Source organism: Albibacterium sp., assembly GCF_035514885.1.
GTDB lineage: Bacteria > Bacteroidota > Bacteroidia > Sphingobacteriales > Sphingobacteriaceae > Albibacterium.
Window position 1 is genome coordinate 101,219 of sequence record NZ_DATJCH010000022.1, and the last position, 14,185, is coordinate 115,403.

Sequence of the window (14,185 nt, forward strand, 5' to 3'; positions counted from 1 at the left end):
AAACCGATGTTACTTAAAAACCAAAACGTTGAATGTTCGGTATTGAATAACATCGGCTTTGAAATGACGTTAAGCCCCGAAACATATGAAAGATATCAACCAGCAATTTCACAAATTTAATTGCCCAGATGGTGATTCACAGGGTTGAATCATCTTACACTAAATTTATAGATAGAGCTTGTTTGGTAGGTATCGCCTGGTTTTAATTGTGTTGAGGGGAATTGGAGTTGATTCGGAGAGTCTGGGAAATGTTGTGTTTCTAAACAAAATGCCGTTCTAAAATCATCTTTAGAACCACCTTTAAGAATATTTTTACTTTGCATAAAATTACCACTATAAAACTGCAAACCCGGCTCTTGTGTATAAACATCCATAACAATTCCGGATTTATCGCCACTAACGCTTGCTGCATGCAGCATTCCCATACCTTTCGTTCCGTTTAAAATGAAATTATGATCATAACCGTTCGAATTCTTAAGCTGTTGATTTTGTTGATTTATTCTTTCACCAATTTTGGTTGGTTTTAAGAAATCCAATGGAGTTCCGCCTACATTCTCAATTCCTGTCGGAATTAAGTCAAAGTTTACAGGTGTATATTCATCTGCAAAAATCTGCAGCGTATGGTTTAAAATTGTCCCAGCACCTTCACCGTTAAGATTAAAGAAAGCATGATTGGTTAAATTCACAACCGTTTTTTTATCAGTTGTGGCTTCATAATCCATCTTAAGCTCATTTTCATCTGTTAAAGAATATGTAACTTTAACATTCAAATTGCCAGGGAAACCTTCTTCACCATCTTTAGAAAGGTACTTTAAAACAAGCGTATGATCATTTGGTTGTACAGCATCCCAAACCTTAGATTGGAAACCATCTTTACCACCATGCAAAGTATTTGCACCATTGTTTAAAGAAGACTGATACACTTTACCGTCTATGGTAAATTTACCTTTTGCGATACGGTTACCATATCGACCAATGGTTGCACCAAAATAAGGCTCTGTTGAATTTTGGTAAGCCTCTGCACTCGGCAAACCAATTACAACATCTGTTAATTTACCTTTATTATCAGGCACCATTAAGCTAACAATTCGGCCACCTAAATTAGTAAAAACCGCTTTCATATTATTCTTATTAGTTAAAGTATAAACCTTAACCTGCTTACCGTTAATGGCCGTATCAAACTTTGCATTATCAACCATACCGCCATTTCCTGAATGTTCAATACCGTTTAACTCTTTTATAAGCTCAACCTCTTCTTTACGATATGGTGTACCATCCTGATGAAAAATATCGTGAAACCATTCTTTCGGCTGTGAACCATCTGGAAGAGGTGTATCCCATTGGTAAATTGTATTAGATTTACCGGCAACAAAACCCCAGTTAATGGCTCCTATATTTTCCTTTTTAAGCATCGGCATAATATTAGAAAATCGACTATTTCTAGTACGTGCCATATACTCGGTGCAAATCATCGGGCGACCGTGAGATTTTAGCATTTCAATTACCCTTAGATGCCATTCAGGGGCTTCGTAATCATGATAAGTGATTACGTCAGAGTTTAAAGCCTGAAAAGCATTCAGCTCATGTAGACCCCAAGACCAAAGACCTACACTTATTGGTTGTGAAGGGTTAATGTCTCGTGCCCAAGAAAAAACACTTTTCAACAAAGGCAATGAACTATTACCTTTTCCTGAATTACCCGGCTCATTATATAAATCCCAAAGTAAAACACGATCGTCATTTTTAAATCTGGTTAAAATATCTTTAACGTATCGCTCTAACTCCGGGAAGTTTTTTTCTTCTTTTGAATTCGGGTCTCCCGGATCTTGCAACCAACCTGAATTATGAATTCCTGGTTTTGGTTCTGGCTGCTTACCAATTTTACCTTGTTTATTCCAACAATCATCAAAAAACACAAGGATGGTTTTAATACCGTGATTATTGGCAATTGTTAAGTATCTATCTACCCTGCCTTTAAATCCTTCAGGGTCTTGTTTCCAAGCTAAGCTGTGTAAGTAAACCCGCATGGTATTAAAACCAATATCTTCAGCCCAGCCTAATTCTTTATCAATTAAATCGGGGCTGAAGGTATCTTCTTGCCACATTTCTAGCTGATTGATAGCATTGCTAGGTATAAAATCGGCTCCGTTTATCCATGTATGTTTTGCATACCAATCGTTGGCTTTTTCAACTGACCAACGTTCACCCGTTTGAGCTTTTAATGAAGAAATGGCAAAAATCAGGAGTGTGAATAGTAAAATTATCTTTTTCATTATTATTTTGGTTAATGAGCAGCATTTGCCTAACAATAAAGATAATCAACTCTAAATCAAATACAAGTATACTATTATAAAGAAATAGAACTAGCTGTTTAAAGGTTAGCTACCTTAACATTACTGATTCCAATTTTGGCCCCATTATTTAACTCGGTTCCCGTACTAATATAAAAGTATTTTTTCTCTTGATCACGACTAAACATTTCAGTGTCTAAAACCTTTACTTTATCCAGATAAACAACCATGTGTTTGTCTTTAACCTCAATGGCAACATGCATTTTACCGATTGCATATTCTGCCAATGGGAAATCGGTCGTATTGTGTATTTTAGTATCACTGCTGGAATTAATAATTTCCTTGTTCCAATAATGCACTGTAGTAGAAGTTATGGCATTATTATTATATGCATCACCGATATAATCATTAATAGCATTATCATGAGCAAAACCGAAGCTTATTGAATTTAAATCCTTAGCATCATTATTACTTTGAGTAGCAATATCAAACTCCAGAGTAAAATTTTCAGGGAGGGCAGTATTACTTTTAAATTTATAGGTGGTAAACTCCTTTAACAACAACCAATTTCCACTGTGGTCAGGCAAGTTGGCGACAGATCCACTTCCACTAGTTTTCCAGAACTGAGCCATTCTACCAATAGAGTCTTTCGAAAAATCATCCGAAAAAACCACTATAGATCCGGGTTTAAAATTAAAATCTTTGGCTGAAGCGGCAAATATGTCTGATGAAGACTCTTTTTTATCAGTTGAAGAAGCTATGGCATCTTCAGAGTTACCTTTTCCATCCAATGCTTTATCTACAGCATTGTTTAGGGTATTTTCAACTTTAGAAGAAACCTTGTCCTTTAGTTTCTTGAAAACTTGAGCGTTTGCAGATTGGATATACAATAAAAGGAATGAGGAAATGGTAATAGAAAGTAAGACTTTTTTCATAAATAATTATCTGTAAGAGCATTTAATAACATAGGATCTTTTGTGAATATTACAATGAATAAACGCAAAAATTATTCCAAAAGTATTGTCACCAAACGAACTTACAGATAGATTTACTATTTCATTATCAGAATTTATATCCCACACCGAAACCAACATTCCACTTACCATCATTACTTGCCGTTTTGCTATTATAAAAAAGAGGCACCTGAATAGCTAAATGTTTATAAGCCGCTGTTAAACCAAAACCCAATGAAGGCATAACTAACGCATTTTTGGTTCCACTTGCAGATTTATCTTCTTTAAACTTCAAACTTGGCAATAAACCTACAAATACAACCAATGGCTTATTGGTAAACTTGATGGCCGGTCCAACAAAGTTTACATAACCACCATTGTCGGCGTAACCCGCTACTACAATTCCTTCTACTAAAGTAGCTTTCGTTTCGCTCGTTTGTGCTTTCAACAACATAGTTGGCATACAAAATAGAATACACACAAAAATCGCAGTTATTAATTTATTTGCTTTCATAGGATTAAGATTTAAGGGTGAAAGATTTTTTTCTTTTGTTTTAATTATACTATAAAGATAAAAACCTAGTCATCCGCGAAATCTCTATCTTAGCATATATAAACCTGATAAATATCACAATCCTACATTGGAAAGGACTTGTATTACATTAAAGCAAAATTAGAGAACGATACATGCGGTATATCTACGCTTTTAGCTTGAAAAAGCGTAGATATACCGCATGTATAATCAATTAATTAAACTAGGAAGTATTACAAGAGTTGGATCAGGCCTAGTGAGGTTCAGAAAAGGTATTAGGTTTGATTATAGTTTACACCCACTCGCAAACCTTTTAGCCCCCGTACATCATTCAATTCTTCGAGTTCCAGCTCTTCTAAATCGTCAAGCAGAACTCCTTTCTTTTGAAGGAACAGAATATAACTTTTGTATTCCTCAATATCCTTTGAATTCATATATACGAGTGCTATTTTCCCCGGTTGGGTCAAGCGTTCTATTGTATCTTTTATGGTAATCTTATCAATTCTTTTCTTAATAATTTCATAGCGAATATTGTATGTCCCTTCTACATCAAATCTTCTTTCATCGGTTCTAAAACTGATATCAATAGAATTTACGTTCACAAAAATCAATTGGGTAGTTTCCAACTTGATTTTCATTTGAGGTGCTAGATTAACGGTTATGCCTGCCATAGCAGCCATAGAAGTTAACTGCCATAAACGAATATTTTTGAGGTAGAGATGATTAAATGGTTTCTCAGGAGCTATCGATTGACCGATATAAATATCATATTCTACCCCATCAGTCCTGAATTTCTCAAAATAACAAGGATATGAGTTTTGAATCTCTACATTAAACAGCTCTAAATAACCATTTATAGCTGTATTTACCAATTGGATTGAATTTTCTAAATTCCTTCTATGCTCATAAGCAAGACCCGTTTCAGGATCAATAACTTTCTCATACTTTCTGATTATCTCAGTAGCCCTAACATCCGTTTCTTTAAAATGAAGAAGATAATCAGCTACCTCCCGGTCAAGAAAATCGATAACACGCATTTGAAAACTATCCATCAGCTCAACCTTCAATTGTTCAAGGAAAGTATTGCAGGTAAATATCATCTCTTCTAAGAGGCCTATGCCTAGCAATGCATTCAATTGATGAAGAGTCTTTTTTAATTCTTGCAGCTGAATCTCTATATCAGTACTAAAGGCTTTATTTCTTTCAATTGTGGAGTTCTTAATATCCACTGCTCCATACAAAGGGAAAACATTCTCGAACATTATATTTCCAACGGTGGGTAAAGGTCGACCATCTTGTATATTTTGCAGATATTCCCAAGCCTTTTCATTGAATTTCCATTGCACTGCAGATTGCAAAGAAGTAAATTTCTCTTTGATTACTTCATCTATACTCAATTGAAACTTAACAGACGCATTTCCTAATATTTGAGCCAACAAAGGGCTTACCTCTTCTAATTTAACTAATACATTCTCATTTAAACTATTCTCTTTTTTAGTATAAATCTCAAAAACCCCTACTAGTTTAGCATGATGTAGTATGGGAATTAATGCATATGAGGCAATATTTAATACTTTTAACTCATCCTCAATTGGTTTCAAATCCTGGCTATTGGAAAGCACTCCTGCATTGACTAAAATTCTTGATCGAGTCGCCAGCAACCTCTTGATCAAGCCCTCAAGTTCTTCCTCTTTTACCTTGTGCATCTTAATCAACTCCAATATGGGACTTTTATGATCTGTTTTTGAAGAATTAAGCACAAGCTTTCCATTCAATTTCAAAAATGGAAGAAGTTCAAACTCAATATCTTTATCACCCACCATCGTTTTTAAAGAATCGAGAATCCGGTCGTCATAAAAATCCAGTTGAGTTCCCATAATCATATCCTTGATATTCTCTAGGACATGAGAAACAGTGATATCCTTAATTGTAACTATTGAAAATCCTTCAAAACTAAAGTTAGCTAAGGGTAAGGTGGATTGAAGACTTTCCCAGTTTACTTTATTAGCAATTTGGCTAATTTGGCTTAAATCTAAGTCAGGGAGCTCCCCCTGTACATGAACATCGACGAAACGGTCGTCAGTTGTAATTTGATAATACTTCGATAATCCGGTTTTTGGATCCGTAAATGATCGTATATACTTTTCTTTTCGCAGTGAACGAAAACCATAAAGATTTTTAAAGATAACCGAATAAGGCACCCTTAACATGTCGTAGTCCATTATCTGTGGTTGAGCCACCAAATCGAATGTACATAAGCCGCCTTCTAATAGTTTATAAAAGCTATTGGTTCCGTAAAAAAAGTTGTGTTCAACTGGAAAACCCAATCCCCATAATGTTTGTTCTTCAGTGGAAATTGGCGGGACTAAAAAATTATAAATTAAGGCTAACTCGCATTCAAATTGCAAAAAATTATCTGTAGACAAAGGTCCATTCAGTTCAATTGCTTTTTCAATTCTATTAACTATATCCCTTAGATAATCTGCCTTTAACACAGCTTCTTTCTCTATTCTTCTCTTTAAGTAATTTAGAAAAGGATGAAAAGAAAGCTGAACTTTTAGGTTCAGTGGATTAGCACAATGTTCTTCAATAGTTAGAACCCTTGTTTGCATATTGTTAATTAAATTCTTCCTTTCAAATTTGAAAGGACATTTCAAGTCTTTTAAAACCTGAAACCCAATGAAAAATAGGGTAGCCAGCCTTCTTTTGAATGGCCTGCGACTACCTGAAATACCAACATCTGAGCGGGTGAAAAATAAGCACCACCACCAACTCCCTGATGAATCGTGCTACTATTATAACCTTTGGCCCATACTTTTCCAACATCATAGAAACCAATTAACCCCAATTGACCCGGTATGATATAGCTCCCTATTTCAGCTAATTTAATACGAGCTTCAAAATTATTATATAAAAGATGCTCACCGGCAAATCGGTAATTTCTAAACCCCTTTAAATTACCTTGACCTCCCAAATACAAAGCTTGATAAAATGTCGTTTTTCCGATCGTAGCACCTGCTCCAGTACGGTTGGCTAATATGAGTCTATTATTTGCATAACTCTTATAAAAGGCAAATTCCGCAGTTAACTGCGCAAATGATTTTGAATATTCGTTCAGTCCCTTATATGCTTGGAGATCTAAGTTGAAATAACCTCCTCCCGTTGGTAATATTACATTATTTCTGTTATCTCGCTTATAACCTACAGTCAAGCCAACAAACACCTTATCCTTGTCAACAGTTACACTATCATAAGAATTGATTAAAGCGCTGTTATTAATAAACCGGCCAGTGTTATCGGCTGGGTTAAAGCTATAATACTGAAATTTAGTCCCTATACTTATCGATGATTCTTTTTTAATCCAACCTAAAGCGGGAGAAATTCCATACAGGTTAAAACGTGCCCGATAATAACTGGCATCATGATTCTCTTTATCAAAAACAGAACTATTTCCTAAACCAAAGTAATTCTGAGTATTGTTCGGAACATAGGCACTTGCATCAATCATAAAGTCTGCCTTTCCAAAAGCCTCTCTCCATCTTCCTTTATAATCAAATTTAAAGGATCCGGTAGAAAGTGATGCAGAAGCTAACAGCTGTTGTGTATGCGTAAATGGGGTCTTTCTAAAGCCTCGCTGATGTGTGTACTTAAATCCTCCACCTAACATGATACCATCATCTGCATTATAGCCGGCAGTTATCAATGGCATGGTAACATTATATAGATTCACAGGAACAAAAGCGGTATGGCTACTATCGGTTGAAATGTATTTTTGAAACTTATCTACTTGTCCGGAAAAAGTTGAATGGGTTCCATAGTCATACAGCTTAATTTTTTTATCTGCATTCTCAATCACATAATCTTTATGACCACTACCACCGATAATTCTTATCTTCATGGATGTCTGTTTGGAATTAACCACGACTGAATCTTCTCCATTGGCTAAATAAATGCGGATCTCTTTCGTAAATTCAGGAGTATAAACCTTATCCATCAACACCTTCTTTACCTCCCCTTCCTTATTTATCTTATTGACGATTACCCGCAATCCATTATTGGCATCTTCAATCTTTACCAGTTCATTTTTATTGCTTAACCTAATATCTACAATTGAATTAATGAAGCGATAATATTCTTCCATATTTTCGGGAATAGCATCCCTTCTTTGCTTCAAGTCTGAAAGCAATTCATTGTGTCTGATTTCATAAGAGGCCTGCGGTAATCTTCTCACACTCTCTTCCAAAACACTGTCTGTAACCCGGTTTGCAAATTCCCGACTAAGACTCATCCATTCATCGTAATTGAACTGCATTTTTGGATGTGAATTTAAAAAGCTTGATTTAAACAGTTCGTAATTAACTTTTCTAATTTCTGGAGAAAAGCCTTGGTTTGTAGGCATTACCCAAGAAAGAGCTGTTAACCTGGGAAATATACCATCCATCAAACGAATCACCTGATCCCGGTCTCGAGGGACTACCCGATAGTCTTTATCCTTGCCCTCTAATTCATCAAACCAGCGGAACTGATCCTCGTGCCGATCCCAATCTCCAATTAGCAAATCCAGCATTCGGGCTCTTAGAAAGGTTTTTCCACCAAAAGTGTCATCATTATCATTATACACCTTTTCCAGCATTTTAATGGTATTATCAGAATCTCCCAAAGGCTCTCGCTCTTCTAGTAGAACCAACTTATTGGCAAATGCTAAATTATGAACGCCTAATGCCTTATCAGGTGCAACGATACCGATCACAGGATTTGTGGCAGGTACGCCTGCTGCATTCGCAATTGGAGGAACCATTAAGGCTGAAAATGGATGTTGAGCACTTACCGCATCATCCAAGAAATCTTCTGCAAACGTGTCGTGCAAAGCCGCAGGAAGCAAGGCTTCCGAATTTTTATTGACACTCCTAAGAACCCATTGCTTTCCAGTCTTATCTTCCATTCGCAGAGAAGTAGTCTGCATTCCGCCTCCACGCTTTAAAGGAGTTAATCCCCCTTCAATTTCAGAAATCCGAATTACTGGCACTTTCGTTTCTGCAGCCCATTCCTTTCTGTAATTCTCCCCAAAAAGCTTCCGGTGAAAATTACTTACCTGATCAAATTCTGCATTCGGTCGAATAATCATACTATCTACGTCTAATCCTTCTTCAATCAAATCAGCCTGAATAAATTCTTCCTTTTTATAGGGAATAGTATAGCTAAAGGCCTCTTCTATACCGTTATTTTCATACTCATAAAAAGTAACCTTACTGCTTCGATCATCCATCATATCAAAGGTAACAAAGCCTTGCATTTTGCTGGTAAACAAAGCCTTACTATCATTTTTTACATAAGAACTTTTTGATCCCGCCCCACTAACTATTTGATAATTTAACTTATCATCATCCTTTATAAACTGTAAGCCGTGCTCATGACCAGCCGCATAGATGACATTTGGAAAACCATCAAAAACATCCGTCACTTCCTTTATCAATCTTTTATATTCCGGATGGGGCATGTCTTCCGGATTTAAAAACACGGTGGTTCTTAACAATGGATAGAGAGAGCCCAACCCTGGAAGAGGAATGTATAGATTCTTATCTAGAACCGTCAATGGGAACAGGTGATCTTTCAGTGAATAATGTCCGCCGTGAACACCATAAGAAATAAAAGGATGATGAGAGGCTAAAAGAATAGTTTTATCTCTATTCTTATATAACAATTCTTCCATTCTATCAAGTACTTCCGTCTCGGTTGTACAATCACAATCGGCATTAAGGTTCTCTTTTTCATAAGGGAAGAGCCACCATTCACTGTCATAAGCAATCACAACCAACTGGTCAGAAATTGTAATTTCAATAGGATCTGGACAGCCATTTGCAGGAATCATTTTCAACAAGGAATCTTGCTGGCTAGCTAAAAAATTGCTTTGAGCGACGATTTTTTCCAGCCCTAATTCACCCATCCTATCCCAGTCGTGATTGCCCGGAATAAAATAAACAGGTGCTCCATTGGCACGCATAGGCGCATATTGAGAACGTAAGATTTCTTTACTTTCTTCCTCTTCTTCGCTTCCTGGTAAGCCCAAACCTCTGGGATATATATTATCACCCAAATAAAAAACCGTGGTCTTATCCTTAATAATCAAGTCTGCTGCTCGAGGAATAATAGTCTCCTGTTTAAAGTTAAGTTCACCCGCATCTCCAATGAGGATCACACGATTTTCAATTTTATTCTGTGCGAAGATTATATGGCCTCCAACAAAAAAGAATATTAAAAAAAGTAGTAGTTTTCTCATTTTTAATGAATTAATGTAAACCTTACTAAACTCGCCTTTTGTGTTTTATCACTCCCTTCGTTGCTGATGTAAAGGTTTCCTTGAGCGTCAAAGGCAATTCCCTCTGGCTGGTTAAACAAATCCGGATCTAATGGATAGGTTGCTTTTACTTTCCAATTTTCATCCGCAACAACCAATAGTTTATTAATGGAGGATAAGATAAACCATTCATTAGTTCTATTATTTCTGGCCAATGCAGAAGGTCGAAAGTCCTTTCCGTTCAGACTATTCAATGCGTCAATTTCCTGATTATCAATTTCAAATTCACCATCCTTAATAGGCACTCCTGCTTTCGTTAGTCTCAAACGATAACCGGTGGTTTTCTTTGTTTTCTTGTCTACTGAGCATTGTTTACAAATCACATAGAGTAAGCTATCTTTTGACGACGCTGCTAGAGATTCATATTCTCCTTTAGGAACAAGGTCTTTCCATTCTTTAACATGCTCAGATTCCTCTTTATTCAGCTCTACCGCAGCTAATGTATACAGTGTACCATTACTTTTTAATACGATGGCATATCCATTACTAATAGCAATCCCTTCGTAATCACCATCTTTGGCAAACTTGCTTTGCTTTAAATCCTTACTTGATGGAAGAAAGCGATAAATAGTACCTGTTTCATCTTCTACTGCAAAGAGTGTATCTGCAATTTCTTCATAAAAGGTAATGCCGGATACTTCGTGCAAAACATCCCAAATGAAATCTACCTTTGGCTGATTAAAATCATAACCGATTGGACTTTGATAGTTTATTTTATCAGGTTGAGCACAAGCAGAAAATGACAACATTCCTAATAAACAAACAGAGAACAGCATTCTTTTTATTCGTTTCATCGCATTTCACTTTTATACTTTTCTATCACATAATCGTAGATTGCTTCTTGAGCTCGAATACCCTTATGCAGATCAATGGGTACGTTCTGCAAATTCTCATTCAGAGTAACCGCAAATGTATCATCCGCTAATTGAATATTGATTATATCTTTTACTTCTTTCTGGATACTCTCATCATAAATTGGAAAACAAACCTCAATACGGTTATAGAGATTCCGATTCATCCAATCTGCTGAACCAAGGTACATCAATTCCTCTCCTTGATTATGAAATAAAAAGACACGGCTATGTTCCAGATAGCGATCCACAATTCTACGTACTATAATATTTTCACTCATACCAGCAACTCCTGGTATTAATCGACAAATACTTCGCACAATTAAGGTAACATGAACACCAGCCTGACTGGCTTCATATAACTTCTTAATCATCCCCTTCTCCTCCAGATTATTTAATTTCAAGGTGATACCTGCCGGCAAACCGTTCTTCGCGTTCGATATTTCCTGATCTATTAAGTTTTTAAAAACGGAGGTCAGATTAAATTGAGCAACCAAGAGATGCTTAAATGGGAAATCAGCAAATGGTACTTTTTCTTTTCTGATAGATAGAATGAGGAATACTTGCTCCAACTCCTTCAAAAGTGCTTGATTAGCAGTTAACAGAATATGATCAGCATAAACACTTGCTGTAATTTCATTTAGGTTTCCAGTGGATAATAATCCGAAATATTTGAACTCACCATTCTGCTCTTGTCTTCTTTTCACTAAAGCTACCTTTGCGTGCACTTTTAAATTGGGCAAACTATATAAAACATGTACTCCCGACTTTTTCAATTGCTTAGCCCATCGAATGTTATTCTTTTCATCAAACCTCGCTTTCAATTCAACAAAAACGGTTACTTTCTTGCCGTTCTTCGCCGCACTTATCAATGCATGTAGGATGCGTGAATCTTTCGCAACCCGGTATATGGATATCCAAATCTCTTCAACCTCTTTATCCATCGACGCTTCATTAAAGAAACGCAGAATCGTGTCGTAAGATTGATAAGGTGTATTGGTTAAAATATCTTGCTGTACAAGTCTTTCGAATAAAGAACCTGCAGTCGAAAGATTATAAGTTAAGGGGGGTTGTGGCTTATAATCCCATTCTTTCTTGTTGAGTGGGAACTTAAAAAAATCTTTCAGGTTATGGTAATAGCCTCCTACCATCGCACTTTGTTTTTGCAACTTAAAAAGTGACAACAACGATTTTAGAATAATGTCAGGAGTATCGGGTTGATAGAGCAAGCGACTTGCCAGCCCATAATCTCTTTTTGCAATTTGCCTTTCAATTTTTTCTCTCAGATCGCCTTCGAATTCATCATCAAGATCCAATTCTGCATCGCGAGTCACCTTAAAGGAATAGAAGCCACTTACCTTTCGACCTTGAAAAACATATTTTATATTTTGTCTGAGGATATCATCTATAAATACAATATACGTCTTATCTTCTTTTTTTATTTTATGAAAACGAGGGACATTATTCGATGGAATAGTGACGACCGCTAGTTCGCTTTCTCCTTCAAAGGTGATTACACTGTAAAGTCTGTTGTTCTCAGGAAAAAAAACATGATTTGTGATGTAGTTAATTTCAATGTAAGCTGCCAGACAGGTAAAAAAATAATACTCCGTTTGCTGTTGGATTGCTTCAGGAATAGTTTGATCATAAAGCAGGTAAACCTTTTGTTTTTGCAAATCAGGAATAATATGGTTTAGCATAATTCTTCCATACTCTTGCTGCTGATTTTCAATCAAGGTACTTGCTTTTTTGTGAATGCCTTTTTCAGCTGTTGGAATCAAGGGATCCTGATCTTTTTTTAATTGTTTAATCGCTGACAAAACAGGCATCCTGACCCGATAAAACTCATCTAAATTGGACGAATATATGGCAAGAAAATTAATCTTAGCCAATAATGGGACTTCTTCCATGCTCGCCTCTTCCAAAATCCGACCATTAAAATACAGCCAACTTAAATCTCGATGAAAAAACTGAGGCTGCTTTAATCCTTCCATTAGAAATTAGGGATTAATAATTACTACTATCAAAAAGGCCAATACAGATGCAATCAAACCATACATAAAAATATTATAGGCTAACCTTAATAACTTAAATTTCCTGCCTAATACTACTCCTTGTGAATACACATCTTTTATCAGAGTATTGTATAAGAATTCTCGATCTTCCATCACCTGCTTCATCCCTATTGTATAGTTTTGCAGATTCATGCGATGAAAATTACCAAAAAACAAAAGATTGACCTTTTTTTCCTTTAAATCTTCGGCCGTATAATAACCACTGGGAATTGACGGACGGGTGGCTAATATTGCAATAACCATGGTAGCAAGACTTATGCTTAGGAGGATTATCGTAGGAAAGATAAGGTGCGCATTGTTATCCAACTTTCTTAATAACAAAGCAATGACTACAGATAGAATAATCGAATTGACCGTGATTAAGATATTGGATTTATTATCGGCCATATCGCTTAAGCGTTGATTATTGGTTGAGGTAATCCGAAACATAGTTTCAATACCACGATCTGGTCTTTTATCTTTCTTTTTAACCACTTCGGTTGTAGAAATGGGCTTCCCTTCAGGTTCTACTTGTTCATTCTCCATTTTTATTTTTATTTATTAAGGACTCCAGGTTTTTCTGCTTCTTTTTATCGAGGAACTGTTGTCCGTATTCCGTAAAGTAATGATGGTTCTCCATGAATTGAATGGTTGCTTTTCGCCAATCATTTTTATCCATTTCATTTCCATTAGATTTGGCTTCTTTCCGCATTAATTTATCCCGCACACGGAACCAATCGCTTCCCAGATGAAAAAGATCCGCATCACACACAATTTCTTCTAAAAAACTTTTAGGTGATTGGGGTACTTGGGTAGCCTTAATACAGCCTTTTACAGCATCTATCATAACCGGATCTACATCCCTTTCTCTTAAAAAACTTTCCGCTAAATCTGCACTCCGCCCTTCATGATGCATATGACCTTTTAGACAATAACCGGTATCGTGAAAATACGCAGCAATAATAACAATAGCCTGGTCTCGTTCGTTCAGCTTATAATAATCCACTATTGTTTCTGCAGCTTTTACTACCTCCAGCGTATGCGCAATATTATGAAACCGAAGATTGTCTATGGATTCATGCTTTTTTATATATTGTTTTGCGTATTCTGACGATTCCTTTATTAATTCCTTGTAGTTTACCATTTTGA

Annotated in this window: 9 protein-coding genes; all 9 read right to left on the reverse strand. The window is 36.2% G+C overall.

Annotated features, from left to right (window positions below):
- Positions 1-149: 149 nt before the first annotated feature.
- The 9 genes from VL047_RS10505 to VL047_RS10545 all read right to left on the reverse strand — a co-directional run bounded on the left by VL047_RS10505 (position 150) and on the right by VL047_RS10545 (position 14,180).
- The gene (locus VL047_RS10505; protein ID WP_325360360.1) at positions 150-2,273 is read right to left on the reverse strand and encodes a galactose-1-epimerase; all 2,124 of its coding nucleotides are present in this window, start codon (positions 2,271-2,273) and stop codon (positions 150-152) included.
- A 98-nt stretch (positions 2,274-2,371) separates the two neighbouring features.
- Positions 2,372-3,226, reverse strand: coding sequence for a hypothetical protein (locus VL047_RS10510; protein ID WP_325360361.1), 855 nt, complete (start codon positions 3,224-3,226; stop codon positions 2,372-2,374).
- Positions 3,227-3,353: 127 nt separating this feature from the next.
- On the reverse strand, positions 3,354-3,758 hold the full coding sequence (locus VL047_RS10515; RefSeq protein ID WP_325360363.1) for a hypothetical protein: 405 nt from the start codon (positions 3,756-3,758) through the stop codon (positions 3,354-3,356).
- A gap of 293 nt (positions 3,759-4,051) precedes the next feature.
- Positions 4,052-6,388, reverse strand: coding sequence for a GAF domain-containing protein (locus VL047_RS10520; protein WP_325360364.1), 2,337 nt, complete (start codon positions 6,386-6,388; stop codon positions 4,052-4,054).
- Between the two features lie 50 nt (positions 6,389-6,438).
- A complete protein-coding gene (locus VL047_RS10525; RefSeq protein WP_325360366.1) occupies positions 6,439-10,053 on the reverse strand; it encodes a BamA/TamA family outer membrane protein in 3,615 nt (1,204 codons plus the stop codon).
- Between the two features lie 2 nt (positions 10,054-10,055).
- A complete protein-coding gene (locus tag VL047_RS10530) occupies positions 10,056-10,925 on the reverse strand; it encodes an SdiA-regulated domain-containing protein (protein WP_325360368.1) in 870 nt (289 codons plus the stop codon).
- The gene (gene ppk1, locus VL047_RS10535) at positions 10,922-12,976 is read right to left on the reverse strand and encodes a polyphosphate kinase 1 (RefSeq protein ID WP_325360369.1); all 2,055 of its coding nucleotides are present in this window, start codon (positions 12,974-12,976) and stop codon (positions 10,922-10,924) included. Before ppk1 ends, VL047_RS10530 begins: the two co-directional genes overlap by 4 nt.
- A gap of 6 nt (positions 12,977-12,982) precedes the next feature.
- A complete protein-coding gene (locus VL047_RS10540) occupies positions 12,983-13,582 on the reverse strand; it encodes a Pycsar system effector family protein (RefSeq protein ID WP_325360371.1) in 600 nt (199 codons plus the stop codon).
- A complete protein-coding gene (locus tag VL047_RS10545) occupies positions 13,572-14,180 on the reverse strand; it encodes an HD domain-containing protein (protein WP_325360373.1) in 609 nt (202 codons plus the stop codon). Before VL047_RS10545 ends, VL047_RS10540 begins: the two co-directional genes overlap by 11 nt.
- Positions 14,181-14,185 lie beyond the last annotated feature (5 nt).